The following is a 26,900-nucleotide window of genomic DNA, read 5'->3' as shown; positions in this document are numbered from 1 at the left end:
GGCTGATGGGTTGTTGGAGTTCACCGGCCGGGCCGATGAGCAGGTCAAGGTCCGCGGGTTCCGCATCGAGCCCGGCGAGATCGAAGCCGTCCTGAGCACCCACCCGGCCATCGGGGCCGTGGCAGCGGGTGTCGTGGGACGGGACACGGACGCGCGGCTGGTGGCGTGGCTGGTGCCTGCCACCCCCGAGGCCGGAATTCCCGAAGCGGGCGAGTTGCGCGAGTTCGCGGCCGAGCGCCTGCCCGACTACATGATCCCCGCCCTGTTCACCGAGCTCGCCGCGCTCCCGCTGACACCGAACGGCAAACTCGACCGCGCGGCCTTGCCCGACCCTGGCACCGAACGGCCCGAGGTCTCCGCCGGCTACCAGCCGCCGAGAACGGAAACAGAGCGGATCCTCGCCGGAATCTGGGCGCAGGTCCTCGGCATCGACCGCGTCGGCGGCGATGACAACTTCTTCGAGCTCGGCGGCGATTCCATCATCAGCATCCGGGTGGTGGCAGAGGCACGGAAGTCCGGAGTGCACCTGTCCGCCGGGCAGATCTTCGAGCATCAGACGGTGGCTCGGCTGGCGGCCGCGGCCGGCACGCGGGAAACGGCCGCTCCGTCCGAGCAGGGGCTGGTGACCGGCGACTTCCCGCTCACCCCGGTGCAGCGGGAGTTCTTCGCGGACTGCCCGTCCGACCCCTCGCATTTCAACCAGTCCGTCCTGCTGACGGCCGACGGTCCCGTGCGGGAGCGGCCCCTCCGCGAGGCGGTCCGGGCCCTGCTGGATCACCATGATGTGCTGCGGTCGCGGTTCGTCGCCCGCGACGGCGCCTGGACGGCCCGCGTCGACGCCGCGGAGCCGGCCGACGTGTTGTGGCTGGCGGACGCCGCGTCCGGGAACGGCTCTCGCCGGCGGCTGGCCGACGCCGCGCATGCCAGCCTGAACCTGGAGGAAGGGCCGCTGCTGCGGCTCGTGCTGTTCGAGCGCGACAGGACGCTGCTCGTGGTGGCGCATCACCTGGTGGTCGACACGGTGTCCTGGCCGATCCTCGTCGAGGACCTGTCCACGGCCTACGACCAGGCCGAACGGGGACTCGAGATCACGCTGCCGGCCAAGACCTCCTCGTTCGCGCGGTGGGCGCGGCGGCTGACGGAGCTGGCCGACACACCGGAGCTCGCGGAGGAGATCGGCTACTGGCGCCGCGCCGCCGGGACCGGCGTCGTCCCGCGCGACCACGACGGAGAGAACACGCGCGCCTCCGCCCGGCGGCTGCACACCGCGCTCACGGAGCGCGATACGGAGCGGCTGCTGCACGAGGTCCCGTCGGCCTACGGGACGCAGATCAACGACGTCCTCCTGACGGCGCTCGGGATCGTCCTGACCGGCTGGTCCCGGTCGGCCGCCCTCGCGGTCGACGTGGAAGGCCATGGCCGGGAGGACGTGGGCGCGGACATCGACGTGTCCCGCACGGTGGGCTGGTTCACCAGCGTGTACCCGGTCGTGCTGCACGCGTCCGCCGAAGGCGACCTCGGCGCGGCACTGCAGCGGACCAAGGAGGACCTGCGCGCCGTGCCGCGCCGCGGGCTCGGCTACGGGTTGCTGCGCTACCTGCGCGGCGCCGTGGACGGGTCCCACACGGACGTGAGGTTCAATTACCTCGGCCTTTCCGACCAGGCCGCCACCGCCGGCGACGGCACCGCCAGATTCCTGATGACCGACGACACGCTCGGCCGCGGGGTTCCTCCCGACGGGAAGCGCAGCCACCTGCTCGACATCACCGGCCGCGTCGCCGCCGGACGCCTGGAAATCGTCTGGTCCTATTCGGCCGATGTGCACGACGAGACGACCGTGGAAGCGCTGGCGCGGCGTTACGCGGAGGTCCTCACCAGGCTGATCGAGCACTGCTGCGCTCCCGGCGCCGGCGGCTACACCCCGTCCGACTTCCCGCTGTCCGGGCTGGACCAGGAATCCCTCGACTTCATCCAGCAGAGCTTCGGTTCCCCCGCTCCATCGCACGAGACCACCAATTCCGGAGGCTGGTCATGACGTCATCCGATATGGCGGCAGTTTCTCGAGGCCGTGCCATCGAGGACATCTACCCGCTGACCGGCCTGCAGCACGGGATGCTGCTGCATTCGCAGTTGTCGGACGACGGCGGAATGTACTGGACGCAGACCGGGCTGCTGCTGGAAGGAGAACTGGACGCCGGGCTCCTGCGGCAGGCGTGGGAGGCGGCGTTCGCGCGGCATCCGGTGCTGCGGTCGGGCGTGGTGTGGGAGCGGGTGGCGGCCCCGGTTGCGGTCGTGTCCCGGCATGTCGATCTGCCCTGGCAGGTGGTGGACCTGTCGGAACAGGACGGCGAAGCGCAGGCCCGGGCGGTCGAGGAGTTCCTGGCCGAGGACCGCGCGCGAGGCGCCGACTTCGGCGCGCCCTCGCTGGTCCGGGTGGCGTTGCTGGTCCTCGGCCCGCGGCGGCACCAGCTGGTCGTGAGCATGCACCACCTGGTGATGGACGGGTGGAGCCGGCCGATCGTGCTGGGAGACGTCCTGCAGGCGTACCGCGCGCTCGCGGCGGGGGCCGCCGTGCCGGACGGTCCGCCCCGGAGGCCGTTCCGTGACTTCGTCGCATGGCTGGCCGGCCAGGATTCGGAAGCGGCGGCGGCGTTCTGGCGGCAGCGGCTGGCGGGCGTGCGGGAGACCACGGCGCTGGGCGTGGAACGAGCGACCGGAAAGGACGGGCAGGGAGAGCGGCATGTGCGGCTCGGTCCCGACGTGCTGCGGGAGCTCGACGCCACCGCACGCCGCTGGCGGGTCACCGTCAACACGGTCATGCAGGGGGCGTGGGCCGTCCTGCTGGGCGTGTACGGCAGCACGGACGACGTCGTGTTCGGAGTGACGTCGTCCGGGCGCGGAGACCAGGTCGACGGGATGGAGTCGATGGTCGGGCTCCTGATCAACACGACTCCGGCACGGGTCCGGGTGGCGCGGGGCGAACCGGTCGACGCATGGCTGCGGACGCTGCAGGAAGAGCAGGCGCGGGCACGCGAGTTCGAGCACACGCCGCTGCCGGAGATCCAGGCATGCAGCGGCATCCCGGCCGGCCGGCCGCTGTTCTCGACGTTGTTCGCCTTCGAGGACTACCCCGTCGACGCGCTCCGCCGGGGACAGGACGACGTCCAGGACGAGGGCCTGCGCACGCAGTGGAACCTCTTCTGGCAACGGAACGAACAGGGGCTCGTCGCGGCCGCCGGCACCGCGCGGGCCTCCGCGATGACCCTGGAGTACGACCGCGCGCGTTTCGACGACGACGCCGTCGAGCGGATGGCCGGGCATCTGCGCGTCCTGCTCGAGGCGATGGCCCACGACACGGGCCACAAGGTCGGAGAGCTGCCGCTGCTGACCCAGGCGGAGCGGCGGCAGGTGCTGCACGCGTGGAACGGGACCGGGCCGGCCGCCCCGGTGACGGGCGGCGTCCACGAATTGATCAGCGAGCGCGCGCGGCGGTACCCGGACGCGGTGGCCGTCACCGCGGGGGACACGTCGCTGACCTATGCCGGGCTCGGCGACCGGTCCGACCGGCTCGCACGGGTGCTCGCGCAGCGCGGCATCGGCCCGGGAAGTCTCGTGGCGGTGATGATCGGGCGTTCCGCCGACCTGGTCGTGGCGCTGCTGGCGATCCTCAAGGCGGGGGCGGCGTACCTTCCCGTCGACCCGGACTACCCGGCCGAGCGGATCCGCTACCTGCTCGCCGACGCCGCCCCGGACCTGGTCCTCTCGACCGGTGCCCTCGCCGACCGGGTGCCGGACGGAGCCGCGCCCGTCCTGGTCCTCGATGATGCGCGGGTCCAGGCGTCGGCAGCCGGCCTCGCGGGTGCCGGTGAGGCGCCGCCTCGCTCGACGCGGCCGGAGGACCCGGCGTATGTGATCTACACGTCCGGCTCCACCGGGCGTCCGAAGGGCGTCGTCGTCGAGCATCGGAACGTGGTCCGGCTGCTCGCCGCGACGGACGCGTGGTTCGGGTTCGGGCCGCAGGACGTGTGGACCTTCTTCCACTCCTACGCCTTCGACTTCTCGGTATGGGAGATCTGGGGCTCGCTGCTCACCGGCGGCCGGCTGGTCGTCGTCCCCTACCTGGTCACCCGGTCGCCCGGCACGTTCCGGTCGCTGCTCGCCGCCGAACGGGTGACCGTCCTGAACCAGACCCCCTCGGCGTTCTATCAGCTCATGGGCCCGTGGGACGACGGCGGCGGGCTCGCCGTCCGGTACGTGATCTTCGGAGGCGAGGCGCTGGACGGCGCCCGGGCCGCCCGCTGGCTGCGGGCCGCCCCGGACCGCCCGGAACTGGTCAACATGTACGGCATCACCGAAACGACGGTGCACGTCACCAGGCACGTCGTCGACGGGACGTCCGACGGCGCGTCGAGCGTCATCGGCGAACCCATCCCGGACCTGCGGGTGTTCGTCCTGGACGGCTCCCTGCGGCTCGTTCCGGCCGGGGTCGCGGGCGAACTGTACGTGTCGGGCGCGGGGCTGGCGCGGGGCTACCTGAACCGGGCGGCCCTGACGGCCGAGCGGTTCGTGGCCGGCCCCTTCGGCGGCCCCGGCGAGCGGATGTACCGGACCGGAGACCTGGTCCGGTGGCGGCCCGACGGGCGGTTGGAATTCGTCGGCCGGGCCGACGACCAGATCAAGGTCCGCGGCTTCCGGGTGGAACCCGGAGAGGTCGAGGCCGCCCTGGCGGCTCACCCCGCGGTCGGCTCGGCGGTCGTGGCGACGGCCGGAGACCAGGACGAGGCGCGGCTGGCGGCCTGGCTGGTGCCGGCCGGGGCGGGAACCGCGACGCCGGACGCGGGCGAACTGCGGGCCTTCCTCACGGCCCGGCTGCCGGAGTTCATGGTCCCCTCGGTGTTCACCTGGCTGCCGTCCTTGCCGCTGACGCCCAGCGGCAAGGTCGACCGGGCGGCGCTGCCCGCCCCGGCCGCGGAAAGGCCGAACCTGGGCGCGTCCATCACCCCCGCCACTCCGACCGAGGAACTGCTCGCGGGGATCTGGTCCGAGGTTCTCGGCGTGGACCGCGTCGGCGCCGGCGACGGATTCTTCGAACTGGGCGGCCACTCCCTGCTGGCGACGCGGGTCATCTCCCGGATCCGCGCCGTGTTCGGGGTGGAGATCCCGCTGTCGCTGCTGTTCGACCGGCCGACCGTCCGAAGCCTGGCCAGGTCGATCGGCGAAGTCGCGTCCGGCACGGTGCTGCCGCCGGTGACGAACGGGACCAGGGACGTGCCCCTGCCGCTCTCGTTCGCCCAGCAGCGGCTGTGGTTCCTCGACCAGATGGACCCCGGCTCCAGCGAGTACAACCTCGCGCTGCCGGTACGGCTTCCTGGAACGCTGGACGTGGCGGCGCTGGGAGCGGCGCTGTCGGCGCTGGTCGAGCGGCATGAGGTGCTGCGGACGCGGCTGGTGGCGGGCGAGGACGGCCGGCCGTTCCAGGTGATCGACCCAGCGTCGCCGTTCCCTCTGCCCGTGGCCGACGTCTCCGGTGCCGCGGACCCCGCGGCGGCGGCCGGTGCGTTGGTGGTGGCGGACGCGGCGGAGCCGTTCGACCTGGCGGCCGGGCCGCTTGTTCGGGGATGTCTGGCGAGGCTCGCTGGTGACGACCACGTACTGGTGCTGTCGGTGCATCACATCGTCTTCGATGAATGGTCGGCGGGGATTTTCCGGCGTGAGCTGGCGGCGCTGTACGAGGCGTTCCGGCGTGGTGAAACGGATCCACTGCCAGCGCTGCCCGTGCAGTATGCGGATTTCGCGGTGTGGCAGCGTCAATGGCTGACCGGCGAGGTGCTGGAAGGGCAGTTGGCGTACTGGCGTGAGCAGCTGGCGGACGTCCCGGTGCTGGACCTGCCCACTGACCGGCCGCGGCCGCCGGTGCGGTCCACCACGGGCTCATTCGAGGCTTTCACCTTCCCCGAGACGGTGGCCGAGGGCCTGCGTGCGGTGGCGCGTGAGGGCGGCGCGAGCATGTTCATGACGGTGCTGTCGGCGTTCATGGTGCTGCTGGGGCGGTATGCGGGTCAGGACGATGTGGTGGTGGGGACGCCGGTGGCGAACCGGGATCGGGCCGAGACCGAGGGTCTGATCGGGTTCTTTGTGAACACGCTGGTGATGCGGGCGGATCTGTCGGGCGACCCGTCGTTCGGTGGGTTGCTGCGGCAGGTGCGGCAGGTGGCGTTGGCGGCGTACGCGAACCAGGATCTGCCGTTCGAGCAGCTGGTGGACGACCTGGTCATCGAACGGGACCAGTCCCGCACCCCCCTCTTCCAGGTGGTCGTCGGCTACACGGCCGGCGAGACCGTCGCCGACGAAAGCATGATGCGCTGGGCCGGCGAGACGGGCGGATTGCCGGTGCGCACCGACGTTGTGGTAACGGTCGGTGAAGGGTCCGGCGGCGATTTAGTGGCGGGGATCCAGTACAGCACTGCCCTTTTCGACGCCGAAACCGTGGCGCGATTGATGGGCCATTTAGGGGTGCTGCTGGAGGGCATTGCCGAAAATGGCAGCGGACGCCGCCTGTCGGAATTGCCGATGGTGTCGCTGGAAGAGCGCGAGGAGTTACTGGGCTGGGGCGTCGGCGCGGAGAGCGGTGCGGCAGGTGACATCAACGGCGTGGCGGATCTGGTCCTAGGCCACGCCGGAGCGCAGGCCGATGCGGTGGCGGTGGTGGTCGGGGACGTAAGCGTGACTTACGAGTGGCTGGTGGGGCGTGCGGAGCGGTTAGCGGGTTATCTGCAGGGGCTGGGTGTCGGTGCGGGGTCGGTGGTGGGTCTATGTGTGCCGCGCGGTGTGGAGATGGTGGTCGGCGTGCTGGGTGTGTGGCTGGCCGGGGCGGCGTATGTGCCGTTGGATCCGGGGTATCCGGCTGACCGGCTGGGTTTCATGCTTGCCGACAGTGGTGCCGGTGTTGTGGTGGGGACGGCGGAGTCGGCGGCTGTGCTCGGGGCGGTGTCGTCCGGTCTGGAGCGGGTGGTCTTGGACGACCCGGCGACGGCGGCGGCTCTTTCGTCCGCACCGGCGGTGCGTGACGGTGCGGCTGCTAAGGGCCTGGCGTATGTGATGTACACGTCGGGGTCGACCGGTCGGCCGAAGGGTGTGCTGGTCGGCCATGGCGGTGTCGCGAATCTGGTGGCGGGTCAGGGGCCGGTGTTCGGGATCACGCCGGGTGTGGTGGTGGCGGGGTTCGCCTCGTTCAGTTTTGACGCGGCGGTGTCGGAGGTGTGGGTGACCCTCGGCCACGGCGGACGGCTCGTGATCGTGGGCGAGGACGAGCGGGTGGATACGGCGCGGCTGGCGCAGGTGTTGGCTGCGGCGGGTGTCGGAGTAGTGACGTTGCCGCCGTCGGTGGCGCGTGTGGTCGATCCGGCGGAGTTCGCGGGTTTGGTGACGTTGGTGTTGGCGGGCGAGCGGGCCGATGAGCAGGTGGTGGCCCGGTGGGCCGACCAGTGCGTGGTGGTGAACGCCTACGGGCCGACCGAGGCATCGGTGTGCGCGACCGCAGGGCCGGTGGATCCGGCCGCGAGTGTGGTGCCGATCGGGACACCGCTGCCGGGCGTGCGGGTGCACGTACTGGATGAGCGCTTGAGGCCGGTGCCGATGGGTGTGGCGGGTGAGCTGTTCATCGGTGGTGCGGGGTTGGCGTGGGGTTATGCGGCGCGTGCGGCGCTGAGTGCGGAGCGGTTCGTCGCCGATCCGCTGGCAGGTGACGGGTCGCGTTTGTATCGCTCGGGCGACCGGGCACGGTGGCGTCCGGGCGGGGTGTTGGAGTTCCTCGGCCGGGTGGATGAGCAGGTGAAGCTGCGGGGGTTCCGGATCGAGCCCGGCGAGGTCGAGGCCGTACTGGCCGCCCACCCCGACATCAGCGCCGCCGCGGTAGCCGTCACTGAAGGCCAAGGAGATCCGCGGTTGGCGGCGTGGCTGGTCCCCGCCGACCCGGACGCCGGCATCCCCACGTCCGCCGCGCTCCGTGAATTCGCCGGGACACGGCTGCCCGAATTCATGATCCCCGCCCAGTTCATCGAGATCATCCGATTCCCGCTGACCCGCAGCGGAAAGCTGGACCGCGCGGCGCTGCCCGCGCCGGACGCGGCCCCGTCCGGATCCGATGGCCACAGCTCGCCGCGCGGTGAGCTGGAAGAACTTCTGGCGGGGATCTGGGAGCAGGTGCTCGGCATCAGCCCGATCAGCGCCACCGACAGCCTCTTCGAACTCGGCGGGAACTCGCTCCTGCTCGTCCAGATCATCACCCGCGTGCGCGAGGTGTTCGGCGTCGACATCAAGGTCGCCGCCATTTTCGAGCAGCCCACCGTTCGCCGGTTCGCCGCCGTCATCGAGGAGAGCACCACCGGGACGGCGGTCCCGCCTGTGGTCCCGGTGCCGCGCGATCAGCGGCTTCCGCTGTCGTTCGGGCAGCAGCGGCTCTGGTTCGCCGACCAGCTCGAACCCGGGTCGGTCGAGTACAACGTGCCGATGCCGCTGCGGCTGCCGGCGGCGGTGGACGCCGCCGCGCTGCAAGCGGCGCTGTCGGCGGTGACGCGGCGGCACGAAGTGCTGCGCACCAGGCTGCTCGCCGGCCAGGACGGCGTCCCCTACCAGGTCATCGACCCGCCGGCCCCCTTCCCGCTGCCCGTCGTCGACGTGTCCGGCGCGGCGCACCCGAGGCGGGCGGTCGGGGCGCTGGTGGCCGCGGACGTGGCGGCCCCCTTCGACCTGGCGGCCGGACGGCCGATCCGTGCCTGCCTGATCCGGCTGGCACCCGATGACCACGTGCTCGTGCTGACGGCGCACCACGTCGTCAACGACGAGTGGTCCTGGCGGATCCTGCGCCGCGAGCTGTCGGCGCTGTACGACGCGGCCGCGGCCGGCGCGCCGGACCCGCTGCCGCCGCTCCCGGTGCAGTACGCCGACTTCGCCGCCTGGCAGCGGCGGTGGCTGGCGGGGGAGGTGCTCGATGGGCTGCACGAGTACTGGGGACGGCAGCTCGCCGGCGTCCCGGTGCTCGAACTGCCCACCGACCGTCCGCGCCCTCCGGTCCGCGCCGCGGCGGCGGGTGCGGTGGTCGAGTTCCGCGTCCCGGCGAGCACCGCCGGACGGTTGCGCGAGCAGGCCGCGGCGAACGACGCCACCATGTTCATGACGTTGTTCGCGGTCGTCACCGTGCTGCTGAGCCGCTACACCGGCCAGGACGACGTGGCGGCGGGGACGCCCGTGGCGAACCGGAGCCGGGCCGAGACCGAGGACCTGATCGGCTTCTTCGTCAACGACATCGTGCTGCGCGTGGACGTGTCGGGCGACCCGGCCTTCACCGAGCTCCTGGGACGGGTCCGGCGGGTGGCCCTGGAGGCGTACGCGCATCAGGAGCTGCCCTTCGACCAGCTGGTGACGGCGCTGGTGACCGATCGGGACAGGTCCCGCACCCCGCTCTTCCAGGCGCTGTTCAACTACTTCGCCGCGGGCCGCGACCAGGACGAGAACGGCGGCGGCGCGGGCGGGCGCACCGCCTTCTCGCCCGACGACGTCCAGGCCGGCACCGTCGCCCGGTACGACCTGCGGCTCATGTTCGCCGACGACGATGACGGCCTGATCGCCGGTCTGGAATACAGCACGGCTCTGTTCGAGCCCGCCACGATCCAGCGGATGGCCGGGCACCTGGAGACGCTGCTGGACGCCTTGGCCGCCGATGCGGACGCCCACCTCTCCCGCCTGCCGATGATCCCCGCGCCCGAGCGGGAGCAACTGCTGGACGAATGGAACGACACCGGGGCGGCCGTCCCCGAACCGGCCGTCCACGAGCTCGTCTCGGCGCAGGCGGCGAGGAATCCCGATGCCACGGCGGTCGTCTGCGAAGACCTCACGCTCACCTACGGGCAGCTGGAGGAGCGGGCGAACCGGCTGGCGCACTACCTGCGCGGCCTGGGGGCGGCGGCGGAGACCGTCGTCGGGCTGTGCCTGGACCGCACACCGGACCTGGTGGTGGCGATCCTGGCGGTCCTGAAGGCGGGCGCCACCTACCTGCCGCTGGATCCCGCCTACCCGCCGGAGCGGCTGGCGTTCATGCTCGCCGACAGCCGCTCGGCCATCCTGCTCGGCACGGCCGGGATCGTGGACGACCTCCCGGTGGGACGGGTCCGGGCCGTCGCGCTCGACGACCCGGCGGTGCGGACCGCGCTGGCGGCGATGCCGGCGTCGCCCGTTGCGGAGGCCGGCGGCCGGCCGGAGGACCTGGCGTACGTGATCTACACGTCCGGGTCGACGGGCTGGCCGAAGGGCACGATGGTCGAGCACCGCTCGCTGGCCAACTACGTCGCGTGGTTCAACCGGCGGTTCTCGATCACGTCCGCCGACCGCGTGCTCGTCTCGTCGTCGCCGAGCTTCGACGCGTTCGGCATCGAGCTGTACCCGGCGCTGGCCGCCGGCGGGTCGCTGGTCGTCATGCCGCCGTCCGTCACGTCCGCCGACACCGGCGGGCTGCTCGGCGTGGCCGCCCGTGGAGCGGCGACGCTGCTCGCCCTCGTCCCGACCGTGCTGAAGATGATCGCCGGGCATCCGGAGCTGGCCCGGTGCACGGCGGTGCGGCAGGTGGTCTGCGGCGGCGAGCAGCTGCTCGGCGAGGTCGTGGCCGAGTTCGCGGACCGGCTTCCCGTCCCGGTGCACAACGTGTACGGGCCGACCGAGGCCACCATCGACGTCACCTCGTACACCCAGCCGTGGGAGGACCGCACGCAGGGCCGGCTCCCGATCGGGCGGCCGGTCGACAACACCCGCCTGTACGTGCTGGCGCCGGACGGCGCGCTCGCGCCGATCGGCGTCCCCGGGGAGCTGCACATCGGCGGCGCCGGGCTGGCGCGGGGCTACTACGGCAGGCCGGCGCTGACCGCGGAGCGGTTCGTGGCGGACCCGTTCCGCGCGGACGGCTCGCGGGTGTACCGCAGCGGCGACAAGGTGCGGTGGCTGGCGGGCGGCGTCATCGAGTTCCTCGGCCGGGCCGACGACCAGGTCAAGCTCCGCGGAGTGCGGATCGAGCTGGAGGAGATCGAAGCCGCGCTCAAGGACCACTACTCGATCCGCGATGCCGTCCTCATGGTCCGCGAGGACGTGCCGGGAGACCGGCGGCTCACCGCCTACGTGGTGCCCGATGACCCGGACGAGGACCTGCCGTCGACCGGTGACCTGCGGGGATACCTCCGACAGCGGCTGCCGGAGTTCATGATCCCCGCCGTCTTCGTGCCCCTGCCCGCCGTTCCGCTCACCCCGAACGGCAAGGTGAACCGGGCGGCGCTGCCCGCGCCCGCGGCGGACCGTCCCGGCCTCGGCGCTCCGCAGGAGCCGCGCACGGAGACCGAGCGGCTGCTGGCGGAGGTCTGGGCGCGGGTGCTCGGCACCGGCACGGTCGGGATCGCGGACGACTTCTTCGAGCTGGGCGGGCATTCGCTGCTGGCGATCCAGGTGATCTCGCGGGTGCGGGAGGTGTTCGGCGCGGACCTGCCGGTCGCCGCGCTGTTCGATCACCCGACCGTGGCGGAGCTGGCCGAGGCGCTCGAGCGGACCGCCGCCGGCGCGGCGGCGCCGCCTGTCGTGCCGGTGGGCCGGGAGCGGCGGATACCGCTCTCGTTCGGTCAGCAGCGGCTGTGGTTCCTCGACCAGATGGAGCCGGGGTCCGTCGAGTACGTGGTCGCGATGCCCGTCCGGCTGGGCGGGGACCTGGACGTGGCGGCGCTCGGCGCGGCCCTGTCGGCGCTCGCCGCGCGGCACGAGGTGCTGCGGACGCGGCTGGTCGCGGGTGACGACGGGGTGCCGTGCCAGGTGATCGACCCGCCGTCCCGGCTCCCGCTGCCGGTGGCCGACGTGTCCGGCGCGGCGGACCCGTTCCGCGCGGCGAGGACGCTGCTGGCCGAGGTGGCGATGGCGCCGTTCGACCTGGCGGCCGGGCCGCTGCTGCGGACCTGCCTCATCCGGCAGGCTCCCGGCGAGCACGTCCTGGCCGTGTCGGCGCACCATGCGGTCTTCGACGAGTGGTCGGGGCCGGTGCTGCGGCGCGAGCTGGGTGCGTTGTACGAGGCGTTCCGGCGGGGCGAGCCGGATCCGCTGCCGCCGTTGCCGGTGCAGTACGCGGACTTCGCGGTGTGGCAGCGGCGCTGGCTGACCGGCGAGGTGCTGGAAGGGCAACTGGCCTACTGGCGGGAGCAGCTGGCGGACGCTCCGGTGCTGGATCTGCCGACCGACCGCCCCCGTCCACCGGTGCGGTCCACCGCCGGGGACACGGTGGAGGTCACCGTTCCGTCCGAGGTCGCCGACGGTCTGCGCGCGGTGGCGCGCGACGCCGGCGCGACGATGTTCATGACGGTGCTGGCGGCGTACATGGTCCTGCTGGGGCGGTACACCGGTCAGGACGATGTGGTGGTGGGGACGCCGGTGGCGAACCGGGATCGGGCCGAGACCGAGGGCCTGATCGGGTTCTTCGTGAACACGCTGGTGATGCGGGCCGATCTGTCGGGCGACCCGACGTTCGCCGAGCTGCTGGAGCAGGTCAGGGGTACCGCGCTGGACGCTTACGCCCACCAGGACCTGCCGTTCGAGCAGCTCGTCGACGAGCTGGTCACCGAACGGGACCGCTCCCGCACCCCGCTGTTCCAGGTGCTGCTCAACTACACCGCGACGGCGGCGGAACCCGCCCCCGGCCAGCGGAACGACGGCGCCGCCCCGGACGTGACGGCCAAGTTCGACCTGCGGCTGATCCTCGCCGAACGAGCCGGCGGTGGCCTCGTCGGCGAGCTTCACTACAGCACCGCCCTGTTCGACGCGGCGACGGCGGAGCGGATGACCGGGCACCTGGGAACGCTGCTCGCGGCGATCTCGGCCGACGCGGGACGGCCCGTGTCGCGGCTGCCGCTGCTGACCCGGACGGAGCACGCCGAGCTGGTCACCGGGCAGGACGCCGCCCCGGCCGCCCCGGCCGACGCGTCCGCCCCGGCCGACGCGTCCGCGGCGGACGGGCTGGCCGAGCTGATCGCGGCCCGCGCGGCGGAACGTCCCGACGCGGTCGCGGTGGCCGGCGCCACGGAGTGCCTGACCTACGCGGCCCTGCTGGCCCGGGCGAGGCGGCTCGCCGCGTACCTCCGGCTGCAAGGAGCGGGCCCGGAGGTCGTCGTCGGAGTCTGCCTGGCCCCCGGGCCGGACCTGGCGGTGGCCATCCTCGCGGTGTGGCTGGCCGGCGGCGCGTACCTGCCGCTCGACGGCGGCCATCCCGTCCAGCGGCTCGCGTTCATGCTGGCCGACAGCCGGGCCAGCATGCTGCTGGGGACCACCGACACGGCCGCGGACCTGCCCGCCGGACGGCTGCGGGTCGTCCTGATGGACGACCCCGCCGTCAACGGGCCATGGACGCTGGAGCCGGTCCGTCCGGCACCGCCGAGCCGGCTCGCCTACGTCATGTACACCTCCGGGTCGACGGGAACGCCGAAGGGCGTCCAGGTCACCCAGAGCGGCCTGCTGGCCTACGTCGCCGCGGTCGCGGACCGCGCCGGGCTGGGCGGCGCCGGCCTGCGGTACGGGCTGGTGCAGCCCGTCGCCACCGACTTCGGCAACACCATGCTGTTCACCGGCCTGGCGACCGGGGGAACGGTGCAGATGCTGCCGCAGGCGGACGCCACCGACGCCGGCGGGTTCGCCCGCTGGTCGGCCGAGCGCGGCATCGACCATCTCAAGATCGTGCCCTCGCACCTGGCCGCGCTGGCCGGCGCGGACGAGCCCGGCCGGCTGCTGCCCCGCGGCGTGCTCATGCTCGGCGGCGAGGCGACGCCCGCGCCGCTGGCGCGGCGGATACTGGCCGCCGCCGACGGGTGCGCGGTGGTCAACCACTACGGTCCGACCGAGACCACCATCGGCGTCGTCGCCGCCCGGCTGCGGCCGGAGCAGCTCGAACGCGGCGGGATCCCGCTGGGCTCCCCTCTCGGCGGGACCCGGGCCTACGTCCTGGACAAGCATCTCAACCCCGTTCCCGCAGGGGTGAGCGGCGAGCTGTACATCGGCGGAGCGCAGGTCGCCCGCGGTTACGGCGGGCGCCCCGCGCTGACCGCGGAGCGCTTCGTCGCCGACCCGTTCGGCGCGGACGGCGCGCGGCTGTACCGGACCGGGGACCTGGTCCGCCGCCGGGCCGATCACCTGCTCGAGTTCCTCGGCCGGACCGACGACCAGGTCAAGGTGCGCGGGTTCCGGATCGAGCTGGGCGAGGTGCAGGCGGCGCTGGCCGCCCATCCGGCGGTCGCCGCCGTGGCGGTGACGGTCGCCGGAGAGGACGCGGACCGGCGCGTGGCCGCCTGGCTGGTGCCGGCCGACCCCGCCGCCGGCGTCCCGGCGGTGAGCGAGCTGCGCGGGTACCTGGCCGAGCGGTTGCCGGAGTTCATGGTGCCGTCGGTGTTCACCGAGCTGGCGGCGCTGCCGCTGGCGCCGAACGGGAAGCTGGACCGGTCGGCGCTGCCGGAGCCGGAGGCGTCGCGGCCCGCCGGGCGCGAGTTCGTGGCGGCGTCGTCGCCGGTGCAGCAGCTGCTCGCGGAGATCTGGGCGGCGGTGCTCGGGGTGGAGCGGGTCGGCGCCGATGACAACTTCTTCGAGCTGGGCGGGCATTCGCTGCTGGCGACGCAGGTCGTCTCGCGGGTGCGGGAGGTGTTCGGGGCGGAGGTGCCGGTGGCGGCCCTGTTCGACCGCCCGACGGTGGCCGGGCTCGCGGATGCCCTTGAGGGCGCCGATGGCGTCGCCGTCCCCGCCGTGGTCCCCGTTCCGCGGGACGGGCGGCTGCCGCTGTCGTTCGCGCAGCAGCGGCTGTGGTTCCTGGGGCAGCTGGAGCCGGGGCTGGCCGAGTACAACGCGCCGATGCCGATGGGCCTGGCCGGTGAGCTGGACGTGGCGGCGCTCGGGGCGGCACTGTCGGCGATCACCCGGCGGCATGAGGTGCTGCGGACGCGCCTGGTGGCGGACGCGGACGGGGTGCCGTTCCAGGTGATCGACCCGCCGTCGCCGTTCCGGCTGCCCGTCGCCGACGTCTCCGGTGCGGCGGACCCGCGGCAGGCTCTCCGCGCGCTGGTGGCCGCCGACGCGGTCGCGCCGTTCGACCTGGCCGCCGGGCCGGTGATCCGGGCCTGCCTGGTCCGGGTCACCGCCCAGGACCACGTGCTGGTCCTGGCCCTGCACCACGTGGTCAGCGACGAGTGGTCCGCGCTGATCCTCCGCAGTGAACTGGAGGCCCTCTACGCGGCTCTCCGGCGCGGTGAGCCGGACCCGCTGCCACCGCTGCCGGTGCAGTACGCGGACTTCGCGGTCTGGCAGCGGACCCGGCTGTCCGGGCAGGCGCTGGAATCCCAGCTCGCCTACTGGCGGGAGCGGCTGACAGGGCTGCCCGTCCTGGAGCTGCCGGCCGACCGGCCCCGTCCGCCGGTTCGCTCCTCGGCCGGGGACGTGGTCCGCTTCACCGTTCCGGCGCAGGTCGCCGCAGGGCTGCGGGCGGTGGCCCGGCAGGGCGGAGCGACGATGTTCATGACCGCGCTGGCCGCGTTCGCGGTACTGCTGGGGCGCTACGCCGGCCAGGACGACGTCGTGGTCGGAACGCCGGTGGCGAACCGGAACCGGGCGGAGACCGAGGCGCTCATCGGGTTCTTCGTGAACACGCTGGTGATGCGAGCGGACCTGGCCGGCGATCCGTCCTTCGCCGACGTGCTCGGCCGGGTGAGGACGGCGGCGCTGCAGGCGTACGCGCACCAGGACCTGCCGTTCGAGCGGCTGGTCGACGAACTCGCCCCCGAGCGAGACCGGTCCAGGACCCCGCTGTTCCAGGTGCTGTTCAACTACGAGGACGAGACCGGCCGCGAGGCACCGCACCCGGACGGCGGCCTCATCCGCGGCCCGCGCGAGAGCACCGACGCGCTCGGGGTCGGCGTCATCGCCAGGGCCGACCTGAGGCTGGTCCTGGTCGAGCGGGACGACGGCCTGACCGGGCTGATGGAGTACGGCACGGCACTGTTCGACCGCGCCACGATCCAGCGGATGGCGGCGCACCTCGAAGTGCTTCTGGCCGCCGTGGCCGCGGGCCCGGACACCCGGGTGTCCGAGCTGCCACTGATGACCGCGGCGGAACGAGACCGGCTCCTCTCCCACGGAACCGGCGCCGCGCCGGCGGCACCGGCCACCGGCAGCGTCGCCGAACTGACCGCCGCGCGCGCCGCGGCGACCCCGGACGCGGTGGCCGTGACCGCGGGCGGCACGTGCCTGTCGTACGGTGCGCTGATCGCGCGCGCGGCCCGGCTGGCGCACTACCTGCGCGGGGCGGGCGTCGGGCGGGGATCGGTGGTGGCGCTGAGCCTCGGCCGGGACGCGGACGCGTTCGCGGCGGTCACCGCGGTGTGGATGGCGGGCGCCGCCTGGGTGTCGCTGGACCCGGACTACCCCCCGGACCGGCTGGCCTTCATGTTGAAGGACAGCCAGGCCGGCGTGCTGGTCGCGACGGCGGCGACCGCCGGGGACATGCCCGCCGGCCGGCTGCGGGTGATCACGCTCGACGACCCGGTGGAACGGGCGGCGATCGCGGAGATGCCGCCCGAGCCGCCCGCCGTCCCGGTGAGCGGCGACGACCTGGCGTACCTGGTGTACACGTCGGGCTCCACGGGACGGCCCAAGGGCGTCCTCGTCCGGCACGAAGGCGCGTCGAACCTGGCGGCCGGGCTCGGCCCGGAACTCGGCGCCGCCCCTGGCGTCCGGGTGCTGCACTTCGCCTCGTTCAGCTTCGACGGCTCGGTCCTCGAACTGGCGACGGTGCCCGCGGCCGGAGGGACGCTCGTGGTGGCCGATGCGCGGGAGCGGACGGCCCCGGACGCGCTGGCGGCCCTGCTGCGGGCCGAGGGAGTGGCGGTGGCGGTGCTGCCGGTGTCGTTGCTCTCGCTGCTGGCGCCGGAGCAGGTGCCGGGCCTGCGGACGCTGGTCGGAGCGGGCGACCGGTTCGACGCCGCCGTCGCGGCGAGATGGCAGGTCCCCGGGTTGCGGGTGCTCAACGGGTACGGGCCGACGGAGGCCACGGTCATGTGCTGCACCGGCCCGGCGTCCGGGCCGCAGGACGGCCCGCGCGGGGTGCCGATCGGCGTGCCGGCGCCGGGCGTCCGGGTGCACGTGCTGGACGAGCGCCTGGGCATGGTCCCGGAGGGCGTGGCCGGTGAGCTGTTCATCGGAGGCGCCGGAGTGGCGCGCGGGTACCAGCGCCGCGCGGCGCTCACCGCGGAGCGGTTCGTCGCGGACCCGTTCGCCGGTGACGGATCGCGGCTCTACCGGACCGGGGACGTGGTCCGGTGGCGCGGCGACGGCCGGCTCGAGTTCGTGGGCCGCGTGGACGAGCAGGTGAAGGTGCGCGGGTTCCGGGTGGAACCGGGCGAGGTCGAAGCGGTCCTCGCCGCCCACCCGGACGTCGGCGCCGCGGTGGTGGCGGCGACCGGGGAGCAGGCGGAGGCCCGGCTGGCCGCCTGGCTGGTGCCCGCCGATCCCGGCGCGGGCATCCCCGCCGCAGGGGAACTGCGGGAGTACGCGTCCGGGCGGCTGCCGGAGTTCATGGTCCCGGCGACCTTCACCGAGATCACCGAACTGCCGCTGACCGTCAACGGGAAGATCGACTTCGCCGCGCTGCCGGACGAGGCCACCGACCGCCCGGACGTGGGCGGGTTCGTGGCGCCCGTCACCGAGACCGAGCAGGCGCTCGCGGCGATCTGGGCCGACGTCCTGAAGCTGGACCGGGTGGGGATCGAGGACAACTTCTTCGAGCTCGGCGGCCACTCGCTGCTCGGCACGCAGGTGATGTTCAAGATACGCGGGCTCTTCGGCGTGGAGATCCCCATCTCGGCGCTGTTCGACCATCCCACGGTGCGCGACCTCGCCCTGGTGATCGAGGAGCGGATCGTGGCGGAAGTAGAGCAGATGTCGGAGAGCGAAGTGCTGCACGCACTCGACAGCCACTCGCGAAACGCGGACCCCGACGAGGGCGGTGCCTTCTGATGAGGATGTCAGCCGAGGAATTCCTCGAGAACCTGCAGGAGCGCGGGGTGCGCCTGCAGATCGCGGGCGGGCGCCTGCGCGTCAAGGCGCCCCGGGACGTGCTGACCGAGGACCTCCGGGCACGGCTGGAGGACTACCGGGAGGAGATCGTCGGGCTCCTGGAGCGGCGGCAGGCCGACGGCGGCGCCGGCCGCGTCCCCGGGGTGGTCCCGGTGGCGCGGGACGAGCGGCTGCCGTTGTCGTTCGCGCAGCAGCGGCTGTGGTTCCTGGGGCAACTGGAGCCGGAGTCGGTGGAGTACAACGTCTCGCTGCCGGTGTGGCTGGGCGCGGTGGACGTGGGCGCGTTGTCGGCGGCGCTGTCGGCGGTGGTGGGGCGGCATGAGGTGCTGCGGACGCGGCTGGTGGCGGGTGAGGACGGGGTGCCGTTCCAGGTGATCGATCCGCCGTCGCGGTTCTGGCTGCCGGTGGTGGACGTGGCCTCTTCGGCGGATCCGCGCGGGACGGCGGGTGCGCTGGTGGGGTCGGACGCGGCGGAGCCGTTCGATCTGGCCATGGGGCCGCTGATCCGCGGCTTCCTCGTGCGGATGTCGGGTGAAGAGCACGTGCTGGTGCTGTCGCTGCATCACGTGGTGAGCGACGAATGGTCGGGCCGCATTCTGCGGCGCGAGCTGTCCGCGTTGTACGAGGCGTTCCGGCGGGGCGAGCCGGACCCGTTGCCGGCATTGCCGGTGCAGTATGCGGACTTCGCGGTCTGGCAGCGCCGGTGGCTTTCAGGTGAGGTCCTGGAAGAGCAGTTGGCGTTTTGGCGGGAGCGGTTGGCTGGTGTGCCGGTGTTGGAGTTGCCGGTGGATCGTCCGCGTCCGGTGGTGCGGTCGTCGGTGGGTGCGGTGGCGGGTTTCCCGGTGTCGGGTGAGGTGGCTGAGGGTTTGCGTGGGGTGGCGCGCGAGGCCGGCGCGACGATGTTCATGACGGTGTTGGCGGCGTTCATGGTGCTGTTGGGGCGGTATAGCGGTCAGGACGATGTGGTGGTGGGGACGCCGGTGGCGGGGCGTGGTCGGGCGGAGACGGAGGGGTTGATCGGGTTTTTCGTTAATACGTTGGTGTTGCGGGTGGATTTGTCGGGGGATCCGTCGTTTGTGGAGTTGTTGGGGCGTGTGCGTCGGGTGGCGTTGGAGGCGTATGCGCATCAGGACGTGCCGTTCGAGCGGTTGGTTGATGAGCTGGTGGCGGAGCGGGACCGGTCGCGGACGCCGTTGTTCGAGGTGTTCTTCAATTACGTGACCGGCGGCGGCGAGGGGCTTCTTGGTGGTGAAGTGGACGGTCGCGCAAACGGCCGGGCCAATGGTCATGCTGATGGCGGTGGGAATGGTCGTGGTGTGTTGGCTGGTGCGGCGCTGCGGGTGGCGTTGTGTGATTTGACGTTGACGGTGGCTGATGGTGGTTCGGGTGGTTTGGCGGGGGGTTTGGAGTACAGCTCGGCGTTGTTCGATGGGTCGACGGTTCGGCGGATGACGACGCATTTGGGGGTGTTGTTGGAGGCGGTTGCGGTGGATCCGGGTGTGCGGTTGTCGCGGTTGCCGGTGTTGACGTCGCGGGAGCGGGAGCGGGTGGTGTCGGGGTGGAATCGGGAGGTGGCGCCGGTGCCGGCGGAGGGGGTTGTGGGTCGGGTTCTGCGGTGGTCGGTGGAGTCCCCGGACGCGGTCGCGGTGGTGGCTGACGGCGCCTGTGTCACCTACGGCGGCCTGGTAGCACGCGCCTCGCAGTTGGCGGGTTATCTGCGGGGGCTTGGTGTCGGTGCGGAGTCGGTGGTGGGGATCTGCGTCGAGCGTGGCGCGGAAATGGTGGTGGCGGTTCTGGGCGCGTGGCTGACCGGAGGCGCCTACGTACCGCTAGACCCGGAGTATCCGGCGGACCGGTTGGAATTCATGCTGGCCGACAGCGGCGCCGACGTCGTGGTGACGATGACGGAACCGGCGAGCGCGTTGGCGGCGGTGCCGTCCGCGACGAACCGGGTGGTGCTGGATGACCCGGCGACGATCGCGGCCGTGGCGGAATCGCCCGCGGTGCGTGATGGCGCGGCAAGTGCGGCTGGATTGGCGGCGGTGATTTATACGTCGGGGTCGACGGGGCGGCCGAAGGGTGCGTTGGTGACGCATGGGTCGTTGGCGGGGGTGTTCGGGGGTTGGGAGGTGGCGCATTTCGGTGGTGAGCGGTTGCGGTGGTTGTCGGTGGCGAGCATGAGTTTCGATGTGTTCACCGGTGATGTGGTGCGGGCGTTGGGTTCGGGTGGGGCGTTGGTTTTGGGTGATCCGGGTGTGGTGTTGTCGGTTCGGGATTGGGCGGGGTTGTTGGCGGCGGAGCGGGTGGGGGCGTTGGAGTGTGCGCCGCGTTATGCCGATCAGTTGGCGGATCTCGTCCAGGGGGCGGGGGTGCGGTTGCCGGGGTTGCGTTTGCTGGTGGTGACGACGGACGTGTGGCGGGTCTCCGGGGTCGTGCGAGCGCGCGCTGCGCTGGGTGATGGCGTGCGAATTTTGACGGCTTACGGCGTCACCGAAGCAACGATCGATTCCACGTATAGCCCATTGGATGGAGTCGGCCAGGCGTTGGACGGCCAGGCGCTTGATGGGCCGGTGCCGGTGGGTGGGCCGTTGCCGGGGGCGCGGGTGTATGTGCTCGATCGGTATATGGGACCGGTGGCGGTGGGAGTGGCCGGTGAGGTGTTCATCGGTGGTGTGGGGGTGGCGCGCGGGTATGGCGGCCGTCCCGCGCTGACGGCGGAGCGCTTCGTGGCGGATCCGTTTGCCGGTGATGGTTCCCGGCTTTATCGGACCGGGGATCGGGGGCGGTGGCGCCCGGGTGGGCAGTTGGAGTTCCTTGGTCGTGCCGACGAGCAGGTCAAGGTGCGCGGATTCCGGATCGAGCCCGGCGAAGTCGAAGCGCTACTGGAATCGCATCCGGCAGTGGCCGCCGCCGTGGTTGGAGTCTGGGGGGTGCAGGAGCACACAAGGCTGGCGGCGTGGCTGGTGCCGGCCGACCCTGCCGCCGGTATCCCGACGGTGAGTGAGTTGCGCGGGCATCTGGCTGAGCGGTTGCCGGAGTTCATGGTGCCGTCGGTGTTCACCGAGGTTGCGGCGTTGCCGTTGTCGCCGAACGGGAAAGTGGACCGGTCGGCGCTGCCGGCGCCGGATGTGTCGCGTCCTGATGTAGGTGCCTTCAGGGCTCCGGCCACCGCGACTCAGGAGTTGTTGGCGGGGATCTGGGCGCTGGTGCTGGAGGTCGAGCGGGTCGGCGCCGATGACAACTTCTTCGAGCTGGGCGGCCATTCACTCCTGGCCACCCAGGTCATCTCGCGCGTGCGCGAAGTGTTCGGCACGGAGGTGCCGGTGGCCGCGTTGTTCGACCACCCGACGGTGGCCGGATTGGCGGACGTCGTCGAGGGTCCCAGCGCGGAAGTGCCGGTGCCACCGGTAGAGCCCGCCGGGCGGGATCAGCGCCTGCCGCTGTCGTTCGCGCAGCAGCGGTTGTGGTTCTTGGATCAGATGGAGCCGGGGTCGGTGGAGTACAACGTGCCGGTCCCGGTCGGGCTGGGCGGTGAGGTCGATGTGGCCGCGCTGGGAGCGGCGCTGGGCGCGCTGACCCGACGTCATGAGGTGCTGCGGACGCGGCTGGTCGCCGGCCACGACGGGGTCCCGTATCAGGTGATCGATCCGCCATCACCGTTCCCGCTGCCGGTGGTCGATGTGTCGGCTGCGTCCGATCCCCGACGCGCGGTGGAAGCGCTGGTGATGGCGGACGCGGCCGAACCCTTCGACCTGGCCGCAGGGCCGGTCATCCGGGGCTGCCTGGCCCGGGTCGGCACCGAACGGCATCTGCTGGTGCTGTCAGTGCACCACGCCGCCTTCGACGAATGGTCGGCCCTCATCCTGCGCCGAGAGCTACGCGCCCTGCATACCGCGTTGGGTGCCGGTGAGCCCGATCCGCTGCCGCCGCTGCCGGTGCAGTACGCCGACTACGCCCTCTGGCAACGCACCTGGCTCAGCGGAACCGTCCTGGAAACCCAACTGGCCTACTGGCGAGACCAACTCGCCGCGCTGCCGACGCTGGACCTGCCCACCGACCGGCCCCGCCCCGCCATCCGCACCACCGCCGGAGCAGCCGTTCGTTTCACCGTCCCCGCTGGCACTGTCGAGCAGTTGCGGCAGCTCGCCCGTGACCACGGCGCGACGATGTTCATGACGACGATGGCGGCGTTCGCCGTCCTGCTCGGCCGCTACACCAGTCAGCACGACATTCCGATCGGCACACCGATCGCCAATCGCAACCGCGCCGAAACCGAGAACCTCATCGGGTACTTCGTCAACACCCTGGTCATCCGCACCGACCTGACCGACGACCCCACTTTTGCAGAACTGCTGGAGCGGCTCAGGGCCACCGCGCTGGCCGCCTACGCCCACCAGGACCTGCCCTTCGAGCAGCTCGTTGACGAACTGGTCACCCAACGAGACCGCTCCCGCACCCCCCTCTTCCAAACCCTCTTCAACTACGACACCACCACTGGCACCGGCGGCGGAGCCGATGCAGCCGCGAACGGGAGCCGTCCCCAGGCGGGCGAGGGCGCTGTCGCACGCCAGGACACGGATGACGTGGACGGGGACGTGGTGGCGCAGACGGATGTGCGATTGGTGCTGGTGGAGCGGGGCGGCGGGTTGGCGGGTGCGGTCGAGTACAGCACGGGGCTGTTCGATCGGGACTCGATAGCGCGGCTGGTGGGTCACTTCGGTGCGTTGCTGGAGGGGATCGCTGACGGTGGCGGCCTTCGGCGGCTGTCGGAGCTGCCGGTGGTGTCGGCGGCGGAGCGGGAGGAGTTGCTGCGCTGGGCCGTGGGCGTCGAGGCCGGGGGCGACAGTGGCACGGGTGCCGAGGCCGCGGTCGACGGCATGGACGGCGTGGTCGGCTTGGTCCTGGGCCACGCCGAGGTGCGGGCGGACGCGGTGGCGGTCGTGGTCGGGGACGTGTCCATGACCTATGGCCGGCTGGTGGAGAGTGCGGGTCGGCTGGCGGGTTACCTGCGGGGACTAGGCGTCGGCCGAGGTTCGGTGGTGGGGCTTTGCGTGTCCCGTGAAGTGGAGATGGTGGTCGGCGTACTGGGCGTGTGGCTGGCCGGGGCGGCGTACGTGCCGTTGGACCCGGGATACCCGGCGGACCGGCTCGGTTACATGCTCGCCGACAGCGGTGCCGCCGTCGTCGTGGGCGCCGAGTCGCTGGTGGCGGAGATGCCGGTGGGACGAGGCGTCCGGGTAGTCGAGCTGGACGACCCGATGACGGCGGCGGCGATAGCGGCATCCCCGGTGACCCGTGATGCTGCGGCCGGAGCTGGGTTGGCGTATGTGATGTACACGTCGGGGTCGACGGGTCGGCCGAAGGGTGTGCTGGTCGGGCACGGCGGTGTCGCGAATCTGGTGGCGGGCCAAGGCCCGGTGTTCGGGGTCGCCCCGGGTGTGGTGGTGGCGGGGTTCGCCTCGTTCAGTTTCGACGCGGCGGTGTCGGAGGTGTGGGTGACGCTCGGCCGTGGCGGGCGGCTGGTGATCGTGGGCGAGGACGAGCGGGTGGACACCGTGCGACTGGCGCAGGTGTTGGCTGCGGCGGGTGTCGGAGTAGTGACGTTGCCGCCGTCGGTTGCGCGCGTGGTCGACCCGGCTCAGTTCGCGGGTTTGGCGACGTTGGTGTTGGCGGGTGAGCGGGCCGACGGGCATTTGGTAGCCCGATGGGCGGACCGCTGCGTGGTGGTCAACGCCTACGGACCGACCGAGGCATCGGTGTGCGCGACCGCAGGACCGGTGGATCCGGCCGCGATCGCGGCTGCGGGTGGCGTGGTGCCGATCGGCACACCGCTGCCGGGCCTGCGGGTGCATGTGCTGGACGAGCAGTTGAGCCCAATGCCGCTAGGGGTGGCCGGTGAACTGTTCATCGGTGGTGCGGGGTTGGCGTGGGGTTATGCGGGACGCGCGGCGCTGAGTGCGGAGCGGTTCGTCGCCGATCCGCTGGTCGGTGACGGGTCCCGGTTGTATCGCTCGGGCGACCGGGCGCGGTGGCGTCCAGGCGGGGTGTTGGAGTTCCTCGGCCGGATCGACGAGCAGGTCAAGGTACGAGGGTTCCGGATCGAGCCCGGCGAGGTCGAGGCCGTACTGATCGCCCACCCTCACATCAGCGCCGCCGCGGTGGCCGTCACCGAAGGCCAGGACCCGCAGCTCGCCGCCTGGCTGGTCCCTGGCGACCCCGACACCGGTATCCCCACCGCTGCCGAGTTGCGCGAGTTCGCCGGCAGGCGGCTCCCCGAATTCATGATCCCCGCCCACTTCACCGAGATCACCCAGCTCCCGCTGACCCGCAACGGGAAACTCGACCGCGCGGCCCTGCCCGCACCCGACACGGCCCGGCCCGACCTCGGCGGATCCACCGCGCCGGCCACCCCGGCGCAGGAACTGCTGGCGGGGATCTGGGAGCAGGTCCTGGGAGTGGAGCGGGTCGGGGCCACCGACAACTTCTTCGAGCTGGGCGGTCACTCGCTGCTGGCGACGCAGGTGATCTCGCGGGTCCGCGAAGTGTTCGGCACGGAAGTGCCGGTGTCGGCGCTGTTCGATCACCCGACCGTGGCGGGCCTCGCCGAGGTGGTCGAGGGCACCGCGTCTGGTGTGCCGGTCCCCGGGGTGGTTCCGGTGGGGCGGGATGCGCGGCTGCCGTTGTCGTTCGCGCAGCAGCGGCTCTGGTTCCTGGACGTCCTGGAGCCGGGGTCGGTGGAGTACAACGCGCCGATGCCGCTGCGGTTGCCGGCGGTGGATGTAGCGGCGCTGGGTGCGGCGTTGTCGGCGCTGGTCGAGCGGCATGAGGTGCTGCGGACGCGGCTGGTGGCGGGCGAGGACGGGGTGCCGTTCCAGATGATCGACCCGCCGTCGCCGTTCCGGCTGCCGGTGGTGGACGTGTCCGCTGCCGCCGACCCACGCGAGGCGGCGGGTCTGTTGGTGGCGGCGGATGCGGTGGAGCCGTTCGACCTGGCGGCCGGGCCGCTGATCCGCGCGTGCCTGGCGCGGGTGTCCGGCGACGAGCATGTGCTGATCCTGACGGTGCACCACGTCGTCTTCGACGAATGGTCGGCCGGGATCTTCCATCGCGAATTGGCTGCGCTGTACGAGGCGTTCCGGCGCGGCGAGCCGGATCCGCTATCCCCGCTGCCGGTGCAGTACGCGGACTTCGCGGTGTGGCAACGGCAGTGGCTGACCAGCGCTGTTCTAGAGGGTCAGTTGGCGTTTTGGCGGGAGCGGTTGGCTGGTGTGCCGGTGTTGGAGTTGCCGGTGGATCGTCCGCGTCCGGTGGTGCGGTCGTCGGTGGGTGCGGTGGCGGGTTTCCCGGTGTCGGGTGAGGTGGCCGAGGGTTTGCGTGGGGTGGCGCGTGAGGCCGGCGCGACGATGTTCATGACGGTGTTGGCGGCGTTCATGGTGCTGTTGGGGCGGTATAGCGGTCAGGACGATGTGGTGGTGGGGACGCCGGTGGCGGGGCGTGGTCGGGCGGAGACCGAAGGGCTGATCGGGTTTTTCGTTAACACGCTGGTGTTGCGGGTGGATTTGTCGGGGGATCCGTCGTTTGTGGAGTTGTTGGGCCGGGTGCGTCGGGTGGCGTTGGAGGCGTATGCGCATCAGGACGTGCCGTTCGAGCGGTTGGTTGATGAACTGGTGACGGAGCGAGACCGGTCGCGGACGCCGTTGTTCGAAGTGTTCTTCAATTACGTCACCGGCGGCGGCAAGGGGCTCCTGAGTGGCGAGGAGAACGGTGAATGGAATGACCAGGAGGATGGTCGTGATGTGTTGGCTGGTGCGGCGCCGCGGGTGGCGTTGTGTGATTTGACGTTGACGGTGGCTGATGGTGGTTCGGGTGGGTTGGCGGGGGGTTTGGAGTACAGCTCGGCGTTGTTCGATGGGTCGACGGTTCGGCGGATGACGACGCATTTGGGGGTGTTGTTGGAGGCGGTTGCGGTGGATCCGGGTGTGCGGTTGTCGCGGTTGCCGGTGTTGACGTCGCGGGAGCGGGAGCGGGTGGTGTCGGGGTGGAATCAGGCGGTGGCGCCGGTGCCGGCGGAGGGGGTTGTGGGTCGGGTTCTGCGGTGGTCGGTGGAGTGCCCGGACGCGGTCGCGGTGGTGGCTGACGGCGCCTGCGTGACCTACGGCGGCCTGGTAGCACGCGCAGCGAAGCTGGCGGGTTATCTGCGGGGGCTTGGTGTCGGTGCGGAGTCGGTGGTGGGGATCTGCGTCGAGCGAGGCGCGGAAATGGTGGTGGCCGTTCTGGGCACCTGGCTGGCGGACGCGGCGTATCTGCCGCTGGACCCGGGATATCCGGCGGAGCGGCTGGAATTCATGGTGGCCGACGCTGGGGCGGAAGTGGTGCTCGGGCATCGAGCGGTGGCGGACGCGGTGTCCGGCGTGGTGGCGGGAGGTGCCGCACGGGCCGTGTGGCTGGATGACCCGGAGGCAGCGGCGGAGATCGGCCGGGGCGAGGCCGGAATTCCAGCAGGCGGGGTCAATGGCGATGGGTTGGCGGCGGTGATTTATACGTCGGGGTCGACGGGGCGGCCGAAGGGTGCGTTGGTGACGCATGGGGCGTTGGCGGGGGTGTTCGGGGGTTGGGAGGTGGCGCATTTCGGTGGTGAGCGGTTGCGGTGGTTGTCGGTGGCGAGCATGAGTTTCGATGTGTTCACCGGTGATGTGGTGCGGGCGTTGGGGTCGGGTGGGGCGTTGCTTTTGGGTGATCCGGGTGTGGTGTTGTCGGTTCGGGATTGGACGTGGTTG

The 26,900-nt window shown here is 72.1% G+C and carries 3 protein-coding genes (1 of these 3 cut by a window edge); all 3 read left to right on the top strand.

Translation table 11 applies throughout. The features are described 5' to 3' along the window. A partial coding sequence (locus ABZ914_RS03490; RefSeq protein WP_500191391.1) for a condensation domain-containing protein occupies positions 1 to 2,035 on the top strand: 2,035 nt, incomplete at its 5' end. Further along, on the top strand, positions 2,032 to 18,063 hold the full coding sequence (locus ABZ914_RS03485) for a non-ribosomal peptide synthetase (protein WP_500191390.1): 16,032 nt from the start codon (positions 2,032 to 2,034) through the stop codon (positions 18,061 to 18,063). The genes ABZ914_RS03490 and ABZ914_RS03485, both read left to right, overlap by 4 nt. 5 nt (positions 18,064 to 18,068) lie before the next feature. After that, positions 18,069 to 26,900, top strand: partial view of a non-ribosomal peptide synthase/polyketide synthase gene (locus tag ABZ914_RS03480; protein ID WP_500191388.1) — the 5' end (the start) only. It continues 21,042 nt past the right edge of the window; the window shows 8,832 of its 29,874 coding nt (coding positions 1-8,832); its start codon is at positions 18,069 to 18,071; its stop codon lies beyond the right edge, outside the window.

This window comes from Spirillospora sp. NPDC046719, from assembly GCF_040645715.1.
GTDB lineage: Bacteria > Actinomycetota > Actinomycetes > Streptosporangiales > Streptosporangiaceae > Spirillospora.
The sequence above is the reverse complement of the archived record's forward strand: the minus strand, read 5'-3'. Positions and strand labels throughout refer to the sequence as shown.